Below are 20381 nucleotides of genomic sequence, written 5' to 3' on the forward strand. Positions count from 1 at the left end.
AGAAAATGGAAAAAATAATATCAAAGAGTGGCCTTCTGGTTTTAATCACGCTAATGCTGATCGGCTACTCGTGTAAGGAAAGCTTTTTGGAAATACCGGCAACCGGCCAGCTTGATGAGGGCCAGCTTTCTACCAAAAAAGGGATAGAAGGTGTGCTGGTTTCTGTTTACGGACAATTGAACGGCCGTGCAAACAGGATGGCGAGCGCGAGTAACTGGGTTTGGGGAAGTATCCGTGGTGGCGATGCCAACAAAGGAACTGACCCGGGTGATTTCAGTGATATCAACCCGATCCAGCGTTTCGAATATCTGTCCACGCAAGGTGTAATTGTTGATAAATGGAAAGGTAATTACGAAGGAGTAGCGCGTGCTAACCTGGTGATGCGACTGCTGGGTACCAATCCCGCAGACGTAACTGACGAAGACAAGAAGAGAATTGGCGGAGAAGCGAGATTCCTGCGCGCCCACTACTACTTCGAGCTGAAAAGAGGTTTTAACAACACACCTTATGTAGACGAAACAGTAGATTACGGTACAGGTATCGAGAAAGTCCCCAATACAGCCGATTTGTATCCAAAGATTGAGGCTGACTTGAAATTTGCTTACGAAAACCTGCCTGAAACGCAGACAGCTGCCGGCCGGATCAACAAATGGGGTGCGGCTGCTTACCTTGCGAAAGTGTATATGTACCAGAAGAAGTTTGCAGACGCAAAAACTTTGTACGACCTGATTATCGCTAACGGAAAAACCACAAACGGTAAGAAGTACGCGCTGGTACCACGCTTTCAAGATGCATTCAAGGCTGCAAACGACAATAACTCAGAGTCGGTATTCGCAATTCAGGCGGCAGCAAACACAGGTAGTGTAAACAACGCAAACCCTGATTTTGACCTTAACTGGCCTTACAACACAGGTCCAAACGGTCCTGGTAACTGCTGCGGGTTTTTCTCGCCAAGCTTTGAGCTGGTTAACTCTTTCCGTACCAACGCAAACGGTCTTCCATTGTTGGATGGATCTTACAACGTAGGTGCGAATGAAGTGAAATCGGATATGGGCTTGAAAAGTAATGCAGCATTCACGCCGGATGCTGGCCCGCTTGATCCACGTTTAGACCACTCAGTTGGTCGTCGCGGAATTCCTTACCTCGACTGGATCAATCACCCGGGAGCTGACTGGATCCGTAACCAGGCAAACGCAGGACCTTATTCACCTAAAAAGTATGCTTATTACAAATCGGACGTAGGTTCACTGCAGGATAACAGCTCCTGGACGCCGGGTTATACAGCTATCAACGTGAATATCATTCGTTTTGCAGATGTACTTTTAATGGCTGCGGAAGCTGAAATCGAAGTTGGTTCACTTGAAAAAGCACGTGAATACACCAACATGGTGCGCGAAAGAGCTTCGCTTCCTTCAAGCTTTGTTAAAACCAAAGAAGGTGCGAATGCGGCAAACTATGTAATCGGTCTGTACAAAACGCCGTGGGCATCCAAAGATGAAGCGCGCAAGGCAGTTCGCTTTGAACGCAAACTTGAATTGTCAGGTGAAGGTCACCGCTTCTACGACCTGGTTCGCTGGGGAACAGCTGCTACCGAAATCAATGCTTACCTGACTTACGAAAGCAAAAAGCTGAGCGGTGCATTGGGTGGAGCGAAATTTACGCCTAACAAGAATGAGTATCTTCCGGTACCACAAGAGCAGATTGACCTTGTAGGAAAAGACGTACTTGTCCAGAATCCAGGCTACTAACAGTTTTTAACAAACAAACAAAAGGAGATGGTATTCATTTGCCATCTCCTTTATTAATTTAGGACAATCCTTCTTCATTTTACCACATTGAAATTAATGACGGCAAAGTATTCCATCCTGTCTGTTTTATTAGCTGTGTTCCTGATATCCTGCAAAAAGGATCTTAAAACGTTTACCGAACTGGACACTGACGAAACAGGGATTAACTTTTCGAACCGGATCACGGAAAACGATACCATGAACATCCTCGCATTTGAGTATGTGTACAATGGCGGCGGCGTTGCACTCGGGGATTTTAACAATGACAGCCTGCCGGATGTTTATTTCACAGGGAACACCGCGCAAAACAAGCTTTATCTGAATAAAGGGGATTTCAAGTTTGAAGATGTAACGGAAAAGGCCGGAGTAGCGCCAAAGAATAAATGGTCTACCGGGGTAGCGCTCATTGATATCAATAATGATAACCTCCTAGATATTTACGTTTGTGCATCGGTTCGCGATGTGCCAAGCGAGCGTGAAAATATGCTTTACGTCAACCAGGGGCTTGATGCGAACAGGGTGCCTGTTTTCAAGGAAATGGGCAAAGAATATGGAATTGCTGACACTACACACACGACCAATGCAGCCTTTTTCGACTATGATAACGACGGAGACCTGGATCTTTTTCTGGTCGTTAATGAGATGGACGACAACAACTTTCCGAACAGATACCACAAGAAAATCGCCGATGGATCTTCGCGGAGAACGGACAGACTTTACAGGAATGACTGGAATGCGGAATTGAAGCATCCGGTTTTTACAAACGTTTCAAAGGAAGCGGGCATTCTTATCGAAGGGTATGGTTTGGGGGTGAATGTAACAGATGTTAATCAGGACGGGTGGAAAGATATATACGTGACCAACGATTACCTGACGAATGATTTGCTGTATATCAACAATGGTAACGGGACTTTTACGGACAAAGCAGGTTCTTATTTCAAGCATACCTCGCATTCGGCGATGGGAAATGATGTGGCGGATATCAATAATGACGGGCTGGTAGATGTGATTGCGGTGGATATGATGCCTGCTACAAACAAGCGCAAAAAGATGATGACGCCAGCGAACAGCTACGTCACTTACCAGAATAATGAGCTTTTCGGATACCAGTACCAGGTTGCCCGGAATACATTGCAGCTGAACCTCGGTGCAGCCGGTAACAGTAAGGATCCCGTTTTTAGTGAAGTGGGCTTGCTGAGCGGGATTGCTGAAACCGATTGGAGCTGGGCACCGATGGTTACCGATTTTGACAATGACGGATTGCGGGATATGATCATTACCAATGGATTTCCGCGTGATATCACTGATCTGGACTTTATTGCTTACCGGAATGAGGTGTCGAGCATTATGGAGCCTAAGATGATGCTGGACTATGTGCCGGCAGTCAAGCTCAAAAACTTTGCATTCAAAAACACGGGTAACCTTGCATTCAAAGATGTGACCGGCGACTGGGGAATAGAAAATTCGGGTTTTTCGAATGGAGCGGCTTATGCAGATCTGGACAATGACGGCGACCTCGACTATGTAGTCAACAATATCAACGATTCGGCTTCTGTGTTCAGGAATAACAGTATCCAGATTAAACCGACAGAAAGCAACTTTTTGCGGATAGGTTTTAAGGGGGAGCGGTATAACCAGAAAGGAATAGGGGCGGTTGTGGAGATCACCTATGCAAACGGACAAAAACAGATCGCTGAAAATTCACCTTATCGCGGCTACCTCTCAACTGTTGAGCCCATTGTGCATTTTGGTTTAGGGAAAATACAAAAGGTAGATCGTCTTAAAGTAACCTGGCCAGGAGGTAAATCCCAGATTTTTCAGAATGTAAAGGCAAACCAGGTTCTTGTCGTAAGCGAAAAGAATGCAGTGGAAGGAAACAATCTAGATGCCGCAAAAGAAGCTGTTAAGCCACTTTTTACCGACATAACCAATGTACTGAATGTGCCCTATGTACACGAAGAAACGGATATTATTGATTTCAATGTACAAAAGCTGTTGCCGCATAAAATGTCGCAATTCGGGCCATCGATGGCTGCGGGAGATGTGAATGGTGATGGGCTTGACGATATTTTCGTGGGCGGCGCCATGCAGCACAAAGGGCGCTTTTTGATTCAGCAGGCAGGCGGGCGTTTTAAAGTCTCAGATTTGCTGCCCGGTGCCGACGGTTTGGAGAAAGATACCGAGGATATGGGCGTGCTGCTTTTTGATGCGGACGGGGACCGTGACCTTGACCTGTTCGTCGTAAGTGGAAGCTATGAGATCAACCGGGATTCGCCGGGATTGCGAAGTATACTTTACCTCAACGATGGCAAAGGCAAATTCAGCATTGACACTGCGGCACTACCCAATCTGCTGGTCAATGGTTCCTGCGTAAAAGCGGTTGATTTTGACAAAGACGGTGACCTGGACCTGTTTGTGGGCGGCCGCGTGGAGTCGGGCATGTATCCCAAGCCGGTTTCGAGCTACATTTTGAGAAATGATTCGCAAAAGGGAAGTGTCAGGTTTTCGGATGTGACAAAGTCAGTAGCGCCTGAACTGGTGAATATGGGTCTCGTTTGTGACGCATTATGGACTGATTTCGACAACGACGGCTGGATGGACCTGGTCGTTGCAGGGGAATGGATGCCGATTACTTTTTTGAAAAATGACAAGGGAAAGCTGAGCAAGATCGTGTCGGGTATTGAAAACAAAAAAGGTTGGTGGGGAAGTTTGGTTGCGGGTGACTTCGACAATGACGGAGATATGGATTACATCGGCGGTAACCTGGGTGCGAATACGTTAAGCCGCGCTTCCGACGAGCGTCCGGTTCATGTTTATGCCAAAGATTTTAACAATGATGGTTATTTTGACGCTATTCCCACAATTTTCTATAAAGCTGAGGATCAATCCTATAAGGAATTTCCATATAATACCAGGGACGATCTCGGTAAGCAGATCATTCAGGTAAGGCAACGTTTTCAGGAATACAGCAAGTTTGCGCAGGCTTCACTGACAGACATTTTGAAGCCGGAAGAAATGAAGGATGCGCTGCACCTGACCGCAAACTGGATGAAAAGCAGCTACATTGAAAATCTCGGCAATGGTAAATTCTCAATACGCGAGCTGCCGTTACAGGCACAGTTTGCGCCGCTGTTCGGAATGATAGCCGATGATTTTGATCAGGATGGGAATCTGGATTTGCTGGTTTCCGGAAATGATTATGGGTCCGAAGTTTCCGTTGGCAGGTACGATGCTTTTTACGGATTGGTTTTAAAAGGCAATGGGAATGGTACTTTCCAGCCACTCAGTCACACGGCAAGCGGCTATCTTACCAAAGGCAATGCGAAAGCGACGGTCAGAGTTTCTACTGCGGGAGGTAATTGGCTGACTGCTACTTCGCAAAACAGGGATTCCATTCGTTTCCATCAGTCCACGCATTCGGCGCGGCTCATACCGGTATCCGGTTCTGAAACAACTGCTTTGCTGAAACTGAAAAATGGGAAAAGCAGGAAAGAAGAGTTAAGCTATGGATCTTCGTTCCTTTCACAGTCAAGCCACGTACTGGCACTGCCTCCTTATGTTTCCGAGGCAGTGATTGAAGATTCCCGGGGTGTAAAAAGAACTGTCAAATAGCTGGTACCTGTTCAAAAATCAGCTTGCTGTTCACATTGAATAAGTATGCTATTAAATGCAAAAATCCCCTGATCAACTCGGTCCGGGGATTTTTGCATTCAATGCGGGCCGTACTAACTGACTTTGATTTCCTGTGCAGGCTTTTCAGCGCCCGGGATAATCGGAAGTGTGAGGAGGAGAATGCCGTTTTCATATTCAGCGCAGATATTTTCGGCATCTACGGTTTCGTCGATCATGAATGTCCGCTCAAATGAAGTTTTACTGAATTCATGCCTTACCCAATTGCGGTTTTCGCGTGCTTCTTCTTTCAGCTGGTAAGAAATGCTCAGTTCGTGTCCTTTTAAATTGATCCTGAAATCCTCTTTTAACCGATCAGGTGCGAAGACGAAAAGTTGATATTCGCCTTCATTTTTAAGGATATTCACCGGTACACGGTATTCACGGGAGTTGCCGGCAAAGCGGCTGTAGTGATCGTGGCGCACTCCGAAGCCACGGTTTCCATATCTATTACACATGTTTTTTCTGTTTTCTTTGATGAATAGTAATTAATACCTGCGCTCGAATCCCGGGTTCAGGTCGGCAGGTTTCTCGAACTTACCCCAGTGCCCGTCGCAATGCCGGAAACCGTGTCCGCGAAATTGTCTGGGGTGAAATCGCGTTCCAGCGGTCAGGTGGAGGCTTGCGGCTGTAATCAGCGCTACGCTGATTCCCAGTAACATTTTGGTGCTTTTTCTCATGGTTAAATTTGTTTTGGATAGTTGTTGGACAAATCTCGCAGGCTCTCTTTTTCTTCATAAATCTCATAATGATCATAAAACGGCGTACGGGACCTGCGTCCCCGCCATCTTCCGAAATGTCTCCTGCCCACAGCCAGACGGAAAATCAGACCGAAAACCAGAAAGAACAGGAGTGCCTTGAAAATCAGAAATGGGATTAGAAACAGCAGAAAGCCGCCCAGGATGCCTGCAAGTATTACTCTTAAAACGGGTGTGATCATGGCTGAACCAGTTTGATTAAATGTTTGATACAATGCACTTCAATGCATTGATCAGGTAGACGTGCCAGTCAGGATTTTACTTTAAATTTTGAAAAAAATAAGCCCGGTCGGCTGACCGGGCTTTGCTACATATTTTCTGGCGGCTTTCTGCATCGGTTCCGCATTTCCTGCTTGAACCTGATCCTTTCTTCGGGCGTCATTTCCTTCCATTTGTTGCGCCACTCGCCAAAGCGCGAAGGTCCATTCTCGCGGTTCCACCTGCCCCAACGCGGCGGTCCGCCTCCTCCCGGCCGGCCGAAATTGCCGAACAATATCCGGCACAATACCAATAGTGCTACCGCCTGCCAATAGTTGATCTCGTTTACGTCGAGGAGCAAAGGCAGTGTTGCATTCCACAGGAATTTCACTGCTGCGCCCAGCAGCAATGCGGCAAGCAGGGCAAAAACAGGGAATAAAAATGCAAGCCGCCTTCTTTTCATATTGCGCTTATTCATGGTTGACAAATTTAATAATTTACAAACTCCCGGTAAACCGTTTCAAGCCGTTCACGAAGGTGGCGGACGGCATATCTTTTTCGGGAAATCAAGGTTTTGATATTTTCTCCGGTGCGATCCGAGATCTCCTGGAAAGTCTGGTCTTCCATTTCGTTCCAGATAAAAACCTGTCGCTGGTTCTCGGGCAGTTCTTCCAATGCAATGGTGAGCTGCTCCCAGAAGACTTCTTTCAGGTAAGCTGTTTCCGGCGAATTGTCGTCGGCCAGCAGAATTTCCTTGAAATTAAACTCGCCGTCTTCGTCTTCATACCCGTAATCTTCCAGAAAATCGGGCTTTTGCTTCCGGTACTTGTCTATAATGCGGTTTCTGGCCACCCGGTACAACCAGCTTCCAACCTGCTCGATTGCCTCCACCTCGGGTACGCTGCTCAGCTGGTACCACACATCCTGCAAAATATCCTCCGCGTCCTCATCGGAATTCACGCGCTGACGAATGAATCCCATTAACTGCTTGCTGTATGCAGCGACGGTCTGGATGATATTTGGTTTTTTCTGGGACAAGCGTTGGGATAAGGTATTACCAATCAGGTAGACGGGAACGGCGGCAAATTACTTTAAGGTTTTTTGCCACGAATGCACGAATGCACACGAATGCAGCAAATTAACGTTCGTGTCCATTCGTGCATTCGTGGCAGTACAAAATTCATAACTCCTGCAAATTCAACGAAAAGTACAACAAACCTCTAATTGTACTTTTTACAGTTATCTGTCAAATTTCAAACGAGTTGTTGTACTTTCATTAGAAACATATAACTATTCTAATATTGATAGATAACAACAAAAAGAACTTTCTTCAACTCAAAATCAGGCTATTGACTTTTAATGCACGATCCAGCTACCTTTGAATTGTCAAAACGGTTAAGAATCAGCAAGAAACTTAATTTTTGACTAGTGCAGTGATAGTAAAAGATTGAAAATATAAAAAGTACAATTATTAACGACTTTAAAACATTAAGTAAAATGAAAAAGACATTTTTAGCAATTGCAGTATTGGTGGGAGTATCAACTGCAAACTTTTCAGTAGCTGCGGACAAAGCAAAAGAAAACAATGCGTCGATCGAGCTTGTTTCTAACAGCGAATTGAAATTCAAACTGACTCTGGAAAACGTAAAAGAAAGATCTTCTTTGTCTATCAAGAATTTCAGCGGAGAAACTGTTTACAGCACCTCACTTCCAAAATCAGAGAACTTCTCAAAAATATTTGACCTGTCAAACCTTGCTGACGGAAACTACAGTTTCGTTATCAGCAACGGAAACGAAGTATCTACAAAGCCTTTCTCTATCTCAACGGAGACAAAACGTCAGGTAACTGCGGTAGTAAAATAGTATAAATTTGTTGATCAAGTATAAAAATGGCAGCCCGGTTTGAGGCTGCCATTTCTTGTTTAAGGGTATTGCTAAAACTGTAATACCTTCTTTTCGCGGCTGCTTTGCGCGGCCAGGTCTATCACACGCGTAGTCCTCAGAATCTCTTTCGGCTTTACAGCCAGCTCTGCATTGTGTACGATTGCGTCATATACATTTTGGTAAAATGGCGCATAATCCCCGGGCTCACTTTCTATCGCGCCGGTAAAATCGTTGCTATATAGTTTTCCCCAGCGATCTTCTGGCTCTACGCCCCAGGGCTGTGTTGTGGGCAGGATATCTTTCCTCAAAGTTTCCTCCTGAGGATCCAGTCCGCCTTTAATGAATGATCCTTTGGTGCCGTGCAAAACGTACCGCAGGTGGTTTTCATATATCATCAGGCTCGATTTTACGATAACCAGCTTGTCTTTATAACCCAGGCGGATATCAAAATAATCATCAATCTCGGAATGTGGCCGTACCGTGCGGATCTCGGCAGTAACAGTTTCCGGCTCGCCAAAGAGCACCAGTACCTGGTCGATCAAATGCGGCCCCAGGTTATAAAGGTTGCCGCCCACAGGTACGCTCTTCTCTTTCCAAGATTCTGTCGGTACCACTTCCCGGTAGCGGTCATAGTGGCTTTCGAATTCTATGATTTCGCCAAGTTTTCCTTCCGAAAGAAGTTTTTTGACGGTCAGAAAATCAGAATCCCATCTCCTGTTCTGATAGGCGGTGAGTACCAGGCCTTTTTTCTCGGCGAGCTCGAAAAGTTGTCGGGCTTCATCTTCGGTAGCTGCAAACGGTTTTTCGATTACGACGTGCTTGCCATTTTCCAGCGCGTCCATTGCGTAAGGGAAATGGGTATCGTTGGGAGTGCAGATAAAAACCAGGTCTATCGACTCGTCGCTCAGCAGCTCGTCTACCGAGCGCGCATTCCCGATTTCCGGATCAAAAGCCTGCGCTTCGTTCTTGCTTCTTTCAACAACGGTTTTGATTTTAAAACCGGGATTAGTGCTCAGAAACGGCGAATGGAAATAGCGTCCCGATAATCCGAAACCTATCAACCCGACATTCAGAATTTTTGAAGACATATCATTTAAATAGTTAGACTTAATGCAAATGTAACTTCACGCCGCCAAAATTGCGCTTTAAGCTTCTGCCCACAGCTGTTTGGCCCGGGCCAGGTCTCTTTTCATCGCATCAAAAACCACCTTTTTATCTACGGTGATTTGAAATGCACCCTGATCGGCGCCGCCGAGCGGATATTCGAGGTGAAGGCAGATCGGCACTTCAACTTTGTGTTCTTTCAGCAATTTGAAATAGGTTTTGAAATCGACCATACCTTCGCCAAGCGGCACATTCTTTGGTCCCCATTTCCCATTGGTCTTTTCCCACATAAAATCTTTAAGTACAATCGTCCTGATACTTGGGCGGATCAGATTAAAGCCGGTTTGCCAGGAAAGTCCGCCTTCAAGCGTCGCGTGACGGATATCATACTGTGAGCCCATTGTTTTTGGATTTGCCTTTTGCAGGATCTGCCAGATCTCGAACATGGAAGCGCCAACCATTCTACCAGCATGGTTTTGGTAGCAACCAGTCAGTCCGAGCTGTTCGTTCAGCTTGCTCAGTCCGGTCATTTTTCCCTGATATTCTTCCAGCAGCTGCGGGATTGTTTTCTGGTCGTTGTATTTATACCAATTCATGCGGTAATACTTGAAACCGAGCCTGGCCGCTGTTTCCAGTAGTTTTTTGTCTGTCGGATTAGTCGCATCCTCAACTGCTGTGCAGAAGAGCGAAGGCGAAAAGCCAGCTTTTTGCATTGCCTCAACAGCCAGCGGCAAATCTGTTTCTACCTTGTCCGGCAATACGTGGCCTTTTGGTCGTATTGTCAGGTCAATTCCGTCAAAGCCCATTTCTTTCGCAGCTTCGGACATATCCTGATAATTCAGGAATTGGAGGTGTTTTGAGAAAATATTAACCTTTATCGTATCTGCATTCGTATCAGGCTTTGCTGAAAATGCGTCACTTGAAAGCAATGGGACAGCACTGCCTGCAAGAGCGCTTTTGATCAAAAAATCACGGCGGGAAAGAGCTTCAATCATGGTCTTTAATGTTAGGAAAAGAATAGCCATCGGCGTACCATTTACAAAGACGACGTTTTCAGTAGAATTACTGACTTCCCGCTTTATTTTACTTTCATTCAGGATATTTTAGTCAAAAATATGAATGTATCACGTCTGAACCGCCGAGACTTTCTGAAAGCCGGAGCGGTAGTTTCTTCGTTCATGATTGTGCCCCGGCATGTTTTAGGAAAAGGTTTTACCGCGCCGAGCGACAAGATCGTATTTGGCTTTATCGGCTGCGGGCGACAGGCCAATGGACTTCGAAACCGGTTTATCGCATTACCCGACGTGCAGGTGACTGCGGCCTCCGAAATTTACCCGATTAAGCTGGAAACCTTTGCGGCAGCTGCTAACAAATCCTATGCGGAAAAGACGGGGAAAGCGGATTATAATGCTACCAAAGTGCATTCAGATTTCCGGCAAATTCTGTCCGACAAAGACATTGATGCTGTGGTAATAGCCTCGCCGGACCATTGGCATGCTTCCATGGCGGTGCTGGCGGCAAAAGCCGGAAAAGATATTTACTGCGAAAAGCCTTTGTCGCTCACAGTCAGAGAGGGTAGGGCAATGGTGGATGCAACCAGGAAACACAACCGCGTATTTCAGACCGGTAGTATGCAGCGGTCTGCGCCTGAATTTACAAAGGCAGTGCAGCTTGTGCGCAGTGGCGCGATCGGGAAGGTTGAGAAAGTATATGTGAATGTAGGCGGGCCGCCGAAAGTGTGGGATCTGCAAGCCGAAACACCGCCAGCAGGCCTGGACTGGAAGATGTGGATGGGGCCGAACACCGTGGACAGGCCTTATAACAATCAGCTCGCGCCCGCAATGGATGCCAAGTTCTGGCCAGCCTGGCGGAACTATGATGAATTCGGCGGAGGAGGAATGACGGACTGGGGCGCACATATGTTTGATATAGCGCAATGGGGCCTGAATATGGACAACAGCGGACCGGTAGAGCTCATTTATTCGGATCCGCAAAAAGGGCTTGTTTATAAATATGCAAATGGGACGGAAGTAATTCACCGGCCGATGGAAGGAAAGCAGCATTGCCACTTTGTAGGGACCGAGGGAGAAGTATTTGTTGCAAGAGGCGAGCTGAAAACCACGCCGGAGTCTTTGAAAGATAAGGCTTTTCAGGAAGGTGCGTCGGACGTATATGTCAGTACAAACCACTACCAGGATTTCATCAATGCGATCAGGTCGCGCAAGCCGCCCGTTTGTGACGTGGAAGTCGGTCACCGGACTGCGAGTGTCTGTAACATTGGCAACATTGCATACAGGCTGGGCCGTTCATTGAAGTGGGACCCGAAGAAGGAGAACTTCGCGCAGGATAAGGAAGCCGATAAGTTGCTTGGAAGAGCAATGCAAAAGGAATGGCGGGTGTAAATATGGTATTTAAAAAAACGAACCGGAGGCAGATAGTACCTCCGGTTTTTTGCTTTTAAGGGAGGTCTTCGATGCACATTATATGCCCGGTTCTTTCAAAATGTTTATTTTTGTAAAATGAGCAATCAGCCAGTGACAATACGGTTCAGCAAATTGGAGGAGTTGGAGCAGGTATCCTCAGAACTGATGCAATTGGGAAGGGATACGCCGGTGTGGCTTTTCGAAGGTCACATGGGAGCAGGTAAAACGACATTGATCAAAGCAATTTGCAGGTATTTAGGCGTTCAGTCACACGTACAAAGTCCCACGTTCTCGCTTGTAAACGAGTACGCAGCAGGTCAGGATTCCATTTATCACTTTGATTTTTACCGGATTAAAGATGAAACGGAAGCATTGGATATGGGAATTGAAGAGTATTTCGATTCAGGCTCATTCTGCTTCGTTGAATGGCCGGGAATGATCGGGTCCCTCTGGCCGGAACATTACCTGCATATCGACCTTCGCGCAGACGAAAGTGGCACGAGAATATTACAAGTAAAGAGGATTTAAGAATAACACATACCGGATTTAGTTTCACTTTCTTCGTTCAATGGCGCAATCACAGATTACCGGCTTCGAAGAGCTGGCCAAGCAGTCGATATTATATCCCCAGGAGTCGTTAATGGCTGTTAGGAAAGATCAGAATGCATTGCATATAGGTCTGCCGAGGGAAGTTTCACTGCAGGAAAACAGGATTGCACTGACGCCCGACGCGGTAGGTATACTCGTGCGGAACGGTCATGAGGTTTGGGTTGAGAAAGACGCCGGAAAAGGAGCGAACCTTTCGGATCATGAGTATAGCGAAGCCGGTGCCAAAATCGTGCAAAGTCCGGAGGAAGTATATCAGGCCAAGGTAATCCTCAAAATCGAGCCGTTGGTTGATGGTGAATTCGGCTACGTGAAGCCTGGTACCACGCTGATTTCTGCACTCAACCTGCCTGCACTGGAAAAGCAGTATTTCGAGAAGCTGAATGAGCTGAAAATTACTGGCATCGGCTATGAGCTGATCGAGGACAAGGTGGGAGGTAAGCCGATTATCCGTGCCATGGGAGAAATTGCCGGCAGCACGGTACTTCTGATAGCGGCCGAGTATCTGTCTACACCAAATGGCGGCCGAGGCATTATCCTGGGAGGAATTACGGGCGTTCCGCCGACCAAGATCGTAATCCTGGGCGCAGGTACCGTCGCTGAATACGCCACGCGGGCAGCAATCAGTGTAGGCGCTGATGTGAAAGTTTTTGACAAGCACATTTACAGGTTGCAGAGACTGAAATATTCGATTGGTCAAAACCTTTATACATCCATTATTGACTCAGATATACTTGCAGAGGCGATTGGCCGGGCGGACGTGGTGATCGGCACCATGCGTGCTGAAAACGGATTGAGCCCGCTGGTTGTTACCAAAGATATGGTGTCGCAAATGAAGCCCGGTTCAGTGATCATCGATGTAAGTATTGATCAGGGCGGCTCCTTTGAAACGTCGCGGATGACAACACACAAGAATCCGATTTTCAAATATAACGACGTGATCCATTACTGCGTCCCGAACATTCCATCACGCGTAGCGCACACGGCCAGTACTGCATTGAGCAATGTATTTTTACCTTTTTTGTTGCAAACCGGTACAATAGGCGGCATTGAGGAAATGATTTATGCAAACCGGTGGTTTATGAAGGGAGTTTACTGTCACAAAGGAACACTCACCAACTCACACATCGCCCGAAGCTTCAACATGCGGTATAAAGATTTGACGTTGTTGCTGGCAGCGAGAATGTAGGAAGTGGCTGTCGGCAGTCGGCTATCGGCAGTCGGCTTCTTGCGAATTAAAATGCTGACAGTAGATAGCTGAAAACCGAAGTAATATAAAAATCCGCCGCCGGCCGACCGCCGAAAGCCGAAGTATCTAAAAAAATGATCAACAACAGTAACGAAAATGCCTTGATGGATGATGCCAATTCTCCGGAATTGAATCAGAAGCTGATGGGGCATATATCAGAGGATTTTATAAAAGTGGCCGACCAGTTGAAGGAAGCTTCTTACCAGATCCGCAAACGTGGATTCTCGGATTTTCCCATTTTTGTGGTAACCAACAACGAGCTGCACATCGGCGCATTGCTCATTGATGCACAGGAACTTTCAAACAATTTCAGCTACCGCGCATCTTATATGCAGGAGTTTGTAGATCGTAAACTGATCGGGGAAGAATCGGTACTGCTTTTTACCGAAAACTTTAAGAATGCGGACGAGTACTGCTGCCTGTTTGCATTGATCGGCGAATTCTCGGGTTTTGTTTTCGTACCCTACCCGGAGGATTAAGCAGGAGCCAGTAAATAGGTTTTTGACCAAGGAGCAGCCGCTGGCTAAACAATACCGGCACGTTAAAGATTGGGGCGTTAGGTTTGCAGGGAATCTGACTAGATTTATTTATCTCTTTTTAACCATAAAAATCGCCCCTCATGGAATCAAAACTACCTCTGGAAAAGGAACTTGAACCTATTTTTCTTGGCAAATTTCCGCCCTTCTCGGAAAGCGTAAAGGAATTTCTTGTTCAATACGGACCTTATTTTATCCTTATTCTCTCCATTCTCGCTGTATTTGGTCTCGTCACTGCTTTTGGTATCGGAAGTGCTGCATTAGGCCTCGGCGCTGTGCCGGCCGGAATCGGGTTCAATTTCTATTTGAGCATTGCACTGGGCGTTATCACGCTCATTATGTACCTCATGGCATTTAGTCCATTACGCGCCAGAAAACGTGCGGGCTGGAATTTACTTTACTATGCTGTGCTGATCGGTGTGGTGAGTAACCTTGTACAACTTTACCTGCTTGGCGCGATCATCGGCGCCGTACTTGGTTTCTGGATCTTATTCCAGATCAGAGAGAAATACGTGATCTGATACTTCGGACATATTCAAGTCGAAAAAGCGAGCGGTACTCCGCCCGCTTTTTTATTTTTACCGCTGGTCACCAAAATCCGGTTTATGCTTGTAACTTTAATATTACCCCTCTACTTTGCACTTTTTGGTGCCTAACCCCGGATTCTCAGCAAATGAATATCATAGAAGTCAGAAACGTTACCAAGGAATATGCCAATCACGTGGCACTTGACAATGTAAGTATCTCCATTCCACGCGGGAAAATCTTCGGTCTGCTTGGCCCCAATGGAGCAGGTAAAACTTCACTGATCCGCATCATCAACCAGATTACAGGACCGGATAAAGGCGAGATCCTTTTTGACGGGGAGCTGCTGGGCGATAAGCACATTTCCAGAATTGGGTACCTGCCTGAGGAAAGGGGTTTGTATAAGAAAATGAAAGTAGGCGACCAGCTGCTGTACCTCGCGCAGCTCAAAGGTTTGTCACAAAAAGAAGCTATGGACAAGCTGAAATCATGGTTTGTCAAATTTGATATAAAAACGTGGTGGGACAAAAGTGTGTCCGACCTCTCGAAGGGAATGCAGCAGAAAGTCCAGTTTGTGTCAACTGTTTTGCACGAGCCCGACCTGATTATTCTCGATGAGCCTTTCTCAGGCTTTGATCCCATTAATGCCAACCTGATCCGCGACGAAATTCTTGAACTCAAACAAAAAGGCTGCACGATCATTTTTTCTACACACAGAATGGAAACCGTTGAAGAGCTTTGCGATCACATCGCATTGATTCATAAATCAAAAAAAATACTTGACGGGCCGAAAAGGGAGATCAAAGAGCAGTTCAAAACCAATACCTACTTTGTGGAATACAAAGGTTCTCTATCCGGTCTGGAGGGACTTTATGAGATTTCGGCGGACAAAGAAGTTGAAAATGATTATCGGCGGGCTACCATTCATCTTGGCGAAAATAAAAGCCCGAATGCATTGCTGACCAGTCTTTTACCCAATGTAGAGATCCGTTCTTTCGGAGAGAATATCCCAAGTATGAGCGATATTTTCATGCGGTCTGTCAATGAAATACCAGAGGCCTGATCTGCTTAAAAAACTTTAACTTTCTTCCCAATGCGCAATATTTTCCTTGTCATAAAAAGAGAATACCTCGTCCGTGTCAAAAAGAAATCTTTTCTGATCATGACATTGCTGGGCCCGCTGCTGTTTGTGGGCTTTTATGCAGCCGTGATCTGGGTCGCGATCGGTTCCGTTGACACCAAAACGATACAGGTACTCGACGAGAGTGGTTTGTTCCGCAACGAGTTCAAAGACTCGGAAGCATTAAAGTTCAGCTTTATAGAGGGTAACCTTGATTCAGCCAAAGTGAATTTCAGAAAGGCCGATGCCAACGCATTGGTTTACATTCCGGAGAATGTGATCAAATCCCCGAAGTCGGTCAGGATTTATGCTGCGAAAAATGTAAGCATGGATCTCAAATCCGAAATTGAAAAGGTAATTGAGAAGCAAATTGAAGATATCAAGCTCTCAGAGGCAGGTATCACACATAAAATACTGGAAGATTCACGCGTGAATGTGAGCTCGGAAACGATCAGCCTGAGTGAAGAAGGGGAGAAGACCAGCAGCTCAGGCGCCGCAACCGTCATCGGAGGTATCTGCGCTTTTCTGATCTACATGTCGGTCTTCATTTATGGCACACAGGTAATGCGCGGCATCACAGAGGAAAAAACGAGTCGCATTGTCGAAGTCATTATTTCCTCCGTTAAGCCATTTCAATTGATGTTGGGTAAAATCATCGGCGTAGCGCTCGTGGGCCTGACGCAATTTGTACTCTGGATCCTGCTCACTACCGCACTGACAAGCGCTACTTCGGCCATTTTGAGCAACCGGATACCAAAAGACGCTGTGGAAATGCAGCAGCAGATGGAGAAAGTGCAGAAGGGAATGCCAAACCAGAATATGCCCGGCAACAATGTGGAAAACCCCATGGCAGAAGTGCTGGGAGCAGTCAACAGTCTAAATATCCCGCTCATCCTGGGCTGCTTCTTATTTTACTATCTCGGCGGATACCTGCTTTACAGCGCACTTTTTGGCGCGGTGGGAGCGGCAGTTGATAACGATGCAGATACCCAGCAGTTTATGCTGCCTATTACTTTGCCCATCATTTTCTCATTTGTATTTGCCCAGTTTGTACTTCGCGATCCTGACGGAAGTCTCGCATTCTGGACCTCCATTATCCCATTTACCTCTCCAATCATCATGATGGTGCGGATCCCGTTCGGAGTGCCTGCCTGGGAGATCGCGTTATCGATGGTTTTGCTGGTTCTGGGCTTTATGGCAACCACCTGGCTGGCCGCGCGGATTTACCGTGTAGGTATTCTGATGTACGGGAAAAAGGTGACTTATAAAGAGCTGGCAAAATGGATTTTCTACAAGTAATTCTTAACACTTTTTAAGAGAGTAAGGGACTTTACCTTCTGGTTATTTTGCTATTTTTGGCCCATCGTTGATAAAACTGTTTTGGCAGCGTTACCATATTAGCACATTTTGCATATCATATTTTTTAATTTACCATCTCTCAGATGACCCGTTTCAACCGTTCCAACAACATTGCGGGTTGGATTGTATTCGCAATTGCATTCATCACCTACGCACTTACCGTTGAACGAACTGCCAGCTTTTGGGACTGCGGCGAGTTTATCGCTTGTGCGTTTAAATTACAGGTGCCTCACCCTCCGGGAGCACCCTTTTTTCTTTTAATAGGCCGACTTTTCTCGCTGTTCGCATTCGGCGACCTTACCAGCGTTGCCTTTTGGGTGAACATGGTATCTGTTCTAAGCAGTGCATTGACGATCCTGTTTTTGTTCTGGACAATTACCCTGCTCGCACGCAAGTTCATTTCCAAGTCTGAAAGCGAAATGACAACAGGCGACCTGATCCTGGTATTAGGCGCAGCGGCTGTTGGCTCACTGGCTTATACCTGGTCCGACTCATTCTGGTTCTCAGCCGTTGAGGCGGAGGTGTACGGTATGTCTTCGTTTTTTACGGCGATCGTGATCTGGGCTGTTTTCAAATGGGAGCGTGTGGAAGATCCGGCTGCCGAAAACCGCTGGCTTATACTGATCGCCTACCTCGTTGGTCTTTCCATTGGCGTCCATTTGCTTAACCTGGTCACTATCCCAGCGCTTGCCCTGGTTTATTATTTCAAAAAATACCCAAAAACAAGCCTTTTTGGTGGTATAATGGCCTTTGTAGGTGGTTTGGTGATATTAGGTATTATCAACTCTGGTATCATTCCGGGACTGCCGAGCGTTGCAGGTAAATTCGAGATTTTCTTTGTTAACTCACTGGGCTTACCTTATAAATCCGGTGTTATATTCTTCATTATCATCTTCCTGGGCAGTCTGATCTGGGGGATCCGGTATTCGCACCAAAAAGGAAATGTACTGCTTAACACCGGCTTGCTTTCACTCGCCTTTGTATTGATCGGATACGCGAGTTACCTGATGGTACTGGTGCGTGCCGAGTATAACCCACCGATTAATGAGAACAATCCAAACGACGTACTGAGCTTTGTTTCCTATCTGAAAAGGGAGCAATACGGAAGCCGCCCGCTGCTTTACGGACCATCATTTGTATCGCGTCCGGTAAGTCAGAAACGGGGCGCGCCCATGTACCGCAAGCAGAATGGGAAGTACGCCATTTATGACTATCGTCCTGAATATGAATATGAGCCAGGTAGCAGTATGCTGCTGCCGCGTATGTACAGCACCCAGCCAGGTCACCCGCAACTATACCAGCAGCTGACCGGCCTTGCCGAGGGGCAGAAGCCGACCATGGGGCATAACCTGTCATTTATGTTCTCTTATCAGATCGGTCACATGTACTGGCGCTACTTCTTGTGGAATTTCGTTGGGCGTGAAAGTGACGAGGAAGGGGCCGGGAATTTGCTGCCATGGGATATCAGCAAGAAATATCCTGAGCCGATCGAGAACAATAAAGCGCACGATAACTTCTTCATGCTGCCATTCCTGTTCGGTTTGTTTGGTATTGTGATGATGTATTTCCGGCAAAAAAGAGACTTGCTCGTATTAGGATTATTGTTCATTCTAACGGGCGTCGCGCTGGTGGTTTACCTTAATTCACCACCGACCGAGCCGCGTGAGCGTGACTATATTTACGTGGGTTCTTTCTATATATTCTGTATCTGGATCGGCTTTGGTGTCCTCGCAATTGCCGACGCGATCAGCAAGTTTATTGGTAATCCTTCAACCAGGGCGATTGCCGCCACGGGGGTTGCAATGGTAGTTCCTGTGATTATGGTGGCCAAAGGTTGGGACAATCACAACCGCAGCCACAGGTACCATTCCGTTGATTTTGCCAAAAACCTGCTTAATTCCTGTGCACCGAATGCGATTCTCTTTACAGGCGGCGATAACGATACTTTCCCATTGTGGTATGTGCAGGAAGTAGAGGGATTCCGTACTGACGTTCGTGTCTGTAACCTCAGCTTGCTCGGTACCGATTGGTATATCGATCAGATGAAACGCAAAACATATCTTTCAGAAGCGCTCCCTATTTCTTTGGACAAGAGCAATTATGCTTTTGGTAAAAACGATATCGTTCCTTTTTACGAGATACCAAGCGTGAAAAACGGGATCAACCTGAAAGAATACCTTGGACTTGTTAAACAGGAAAATAAGGCGATTCAGGTACCACTGACAAGTGGCGATATGACTTCTATCCTGCCTTCGTCGGTATTATTCCTGCCTGTCAATGCAGAGGCGGTAAAGAAAATGAACATCATCAAATCAGACCTGGTACCGTTCGTAAGTGATTCTATCAGCTGGACAATTGGTAAAGGAGATTTGTACAAGTCTGACCTGATCATGCTAGATATCATCGCCACGAATGACTGGAAAAGACCAATCTATTTCTCATCAACGCTGGGCGGATCAAGCTATCTTAACCTGAAAGAATATATGCAGCTGGAAGGTTATGCATACAGATTGCTTCCGGTGAAAGTGCCTGGTGCAAGCGATGGGTACGTGAATGCGGATGTGATGTACGACAACCTGATGAACAAAATGTTCTGGCGCGAGCTCGACAATCCGAATACCTATTACGACAATACGTACCTCGGCTCGCCGGTGGCTACTGCAAGGATCGCATTCCTGCGGTTGGCAGGACAATTGCTCGCAGACGGCCGGAAAGCCGATGCTAAGAAAGCAATCGATAAATCATTGGCGACAATGCCGGATAAGAGTATCCCATACGATCAGTTCTCGGCCAATTTCATCGGTCCTTTGTTTGATCTTGGAGAAACCAGCCGTGCATTGAAAATAGCGGACACAATGGTAACCCGCGCCGATGAAGTACTTACGTGGGCCAAAGACAACGGAACCACCCGCCGCCGCGACAGCAACGTTTATCTGTACATTCTGCAAATCATCGTTCAGGAATGCCGCGAAGCCAAGCAGGAAGCCGCCGCTAAAAAGTACGAGCAAGTCTTCCAAAAGCACCTGGCCGCATTTAATATGTACGGAGGAGGGCAGTAGTCGCTCAACATCCCGCACGTGTCTTCGGCTCCGCTCAGACTGACAAGCTTCTTACGTTGTCACACTGAGCGCAGCCGAAGTGTTGTCACCCTGAGCGGAGTCGA

Annotated in this window: 18 protein-coding genes; 11 read left to right on the top strand and 7 right to left on the bottom strand. The window is 46.6% G+C overall.

Annotated features, from left to right (window positions below; genetic code table 11):
- Positions 1-5: 5 nt before the first annotated feature.
- Together AC1XTG_RS17350 and AC1XTG_RS17355 are read left to right on the top strand one after the other, a co-directional pair.
- Positions 6-1748, top strand: coding sequence for a RagB/SusD family nutrient uptake outer membrane protein (locus AC1XTG_RS17350; RefSeq protein WP_484842801.1), 1743 nt, complete (start codon positions 6-8; stop codon positions 1746-1748).
- A 96-nt stretch (positions 1749-1844) separates the two neighbouring features.
- A complete protein-coding gene (locus AC1XTG_RS17355; protein ID WP_484842802.1) occupies positions 1845-5399 on the top strand; it encodes a VCBS repeat-containing protein in 3555 nt (1184 codons plus the stop codon).
- Between the two features lie 113 nt (positions 5400-5512).
- On the opposite strand, the gene AC1XTG_RS17360 is transcribed toward AC1XTG_RS17355, so the two are convergent.
- The 5 genes from AC1XTG_RS17360 to AC1XTG_RS17380 form a co-directional block, all read right to left on the bottom strand.
- Positions 5513-5914, bottom strand: a complete 402-nt coding sequence (locus AC1XTG_RS17360) for an Hsp20/alpha crystallin family protein (RefSeq protein WP_484842803.1) — start codon at positions 5912-5914, stop codon at positions 5513-5515.
- Positions 5915-5944: 30 nt separating this feature from the next.
- Positions 5945-6136 (bottom strand): hypothetical protein, encoded by a 192-nt coding sequence (locus AC1XTG_RS17365; protein WP_484842804.1) that lies wholly within the window; start codon positions 6134-6136, stop codon positions 5945-5947.
- A 2-nt stretch (positions 6137-6138) separates the two neighbouring features.
- The gene (locus AC1XTG_RS17370; RefSeq protein ID WP_484842805.1) at positions 6139-6396 is read right to left on the bottom strand and encodes a hypothetical protein; all 258 of its coding nucleotides are present in this window, start codon (positions 6394-6396) and stop codon (positions 6139-6141) included.
- A gap of 125 nt (positions 6397-6521) precedes the next feature.
- Positions 6522-6890 carry a hypothetical protein gene (locus tag AC1XTG_RS17375; RefSeq protein ID WP_484842806.1) on the bottom strand — a complete coding sequence of 123 codons (369 nt, stop codon included), beginning with the start codon at positions 6888-6890 and terminating at the stop codon, positions 6522-6524.
- Between the two features lie 11 nt (positions 6891-6901).
- Positions 6902-7450: an RNA polymerase sigma factor gene (locus tag AC1XTG_RS17380; protein WP_031525807.1), complete on the bottom strand. Its 549-nt coding sequence runs from the start codon at positions 7448-7450 to the stop codon at positions 6902-6904.
- 459 nt (positions 7451-7909) lie between these two features.
- Here AC1XTG_RS17380 and AC1XTG_RS17385 point away from each other — a divergent pair, with 459 nt between their 5' ends.
- On the top strand, positions 7910-8275 hold the full coding sequence (locus AC1XTG_RS17385; RefSeq protein ID WP_484842807.1) for a hypothetical protein: 366 nt from the start codon (positions 7910-7912) through the stop codon (positions 8273-8275).
- 71 nt (positions 8276-8346) lie between these two features.
- Here the strand turns inward: AC1XTG_RS17385 and AC1XTG_RS17390 are convergent, their stop codons facing one another.
- Both AC1XTG_RS17390 and AC1XTG_RS17395 read right to left on the bottom strand, forming a co-directional pair.
- Positions 8347-9384, bottom strand: coding sequence for a Gfo/Idh/MocA family oxidoreductase (locus AC1XTG_RS17390; RefSeq protein ID WP_484842808.1), 1038 nt, complete (start codon positions 9382-9384; stop codon positions 8347-8349).
- A gap of 57 nt (positions 9385-9441) precedes the next feature.
- Complete coding sequence (locus AC1XTG_RS17395) at positions 9442-10395, bottom strand: sugar phosphate isomerase/epimerase family protein (protein WP_484842809.1); 954 nt, start codon at positions 10393-10395, stop codon at positions 9442-9444.
- Between the two features lie 120 nt (positions 10396-10515).
- Between AC1XTG_RS17395 and AC1XTG_RS17400 the strand changes: the two genes are divergently transcribed.
- The 8 genes from AC1XTG_RS17400 (at position 10516) to AC1XTG_RS17435 (ending at position 20277) form a co-directional block, all read left to right on the top strand.
- Positions 10516-11802, top strand: a complete 1287-nt coding sequence (locus AC1XTG_RS17400; RefSeq protein ID WP_484842810.1) for a Gfo/Idh/MocA family protein — start codon at positions 10516-10518, stop codon at positions 11800-11802.
- A 117-nt stretch (positions 11803-11919) separates the two neighbouring features.
- Positions 11920-12351, top strand: a complete 432-nt coding sequence (gene tsaE, locus AC1XTG_RS17405) for a tRNA (adenosine(37)-N6)-threonylcarbamoyltransferase complex ATPase subunit type 1 TsaE (RefSeq protein ID WP_056281318.1) — start codon at positions 11920-11922, stop codon at positions 12349-12351.
- A gap of 40 nt (positions 12352-12391) precedes the next feature.
- Positions 12392-13618, top strand: a complete 1227-nt coding sequence (locus tag AC1XTG_RS17410) for an alanine dehydrogenase (RefSeq protein ID WP_082489087.1) — start codon at positions 12392-12394, stop codon at positions 13616-13618.
- Between the two features lie 134 nt (positions 13619-13752).
- The gene (locus AC1XTG_RS17415) at positions 13753-14157 is read left to right on the top strand and encodes a hypothetical protein (protein WP_056281320.1); all 405 of its coding nucleotides are present in this window, start codon (positions 13753-13755) and stop codon (positions 14155-14157) included.
- 140 nt (positions 14158-14297) lie between these two features.
- On the top strand, positions 14298-14735 hold the full coding sequence (locus AC1XTG_RS17420; protein ID WP_056281322.1) for a hypothetical protein: 438 nt from the start codon (positions 14298-14300) through the stop codon (positions 14733-14735).
- Between the two features lie 152 nt (positions 14736-14887).
- The gene (locus AC1XTG_RS17425; protein WP_484842811.1) at positions 14888-15802 is read left to right on the top strand and encodes an ABC transporter ATP-binding protein; all 915 of its coding nucleotides are present in this window, start codon (positions 14888-14890) and stop codon (positions 15800-15802) included.
- 30 nt (positions 15803-15832) lie between these two features.
- Positions 15833-17158, top strand: a complete 1326-nt coding sequence (locus AC1XTG_RS17430) for an ABC transporter permease (RefSeq protein ID WP_056281326.1) — start codon at positions 15833-15835, stop codon at positions 17156-17158.
- Positions 17159-17301: 143 nt separating this feature from the next.
- Positions 17302-20277, top strand: a complete 2976-nt coding sequence (locus AC1XTG_RS17435; protein ID WP_484842812.1) for a glycosyltransferase family 117 protein — start codon at positions 17302-17304, stop codon at positions 20275-20277.
- Positions 20278-20381 lie beyond the last annotated feature (104 nt).

This window comes from Dyadobacter sp. HNCC25DJ183, from assembly GCF_056895175.1.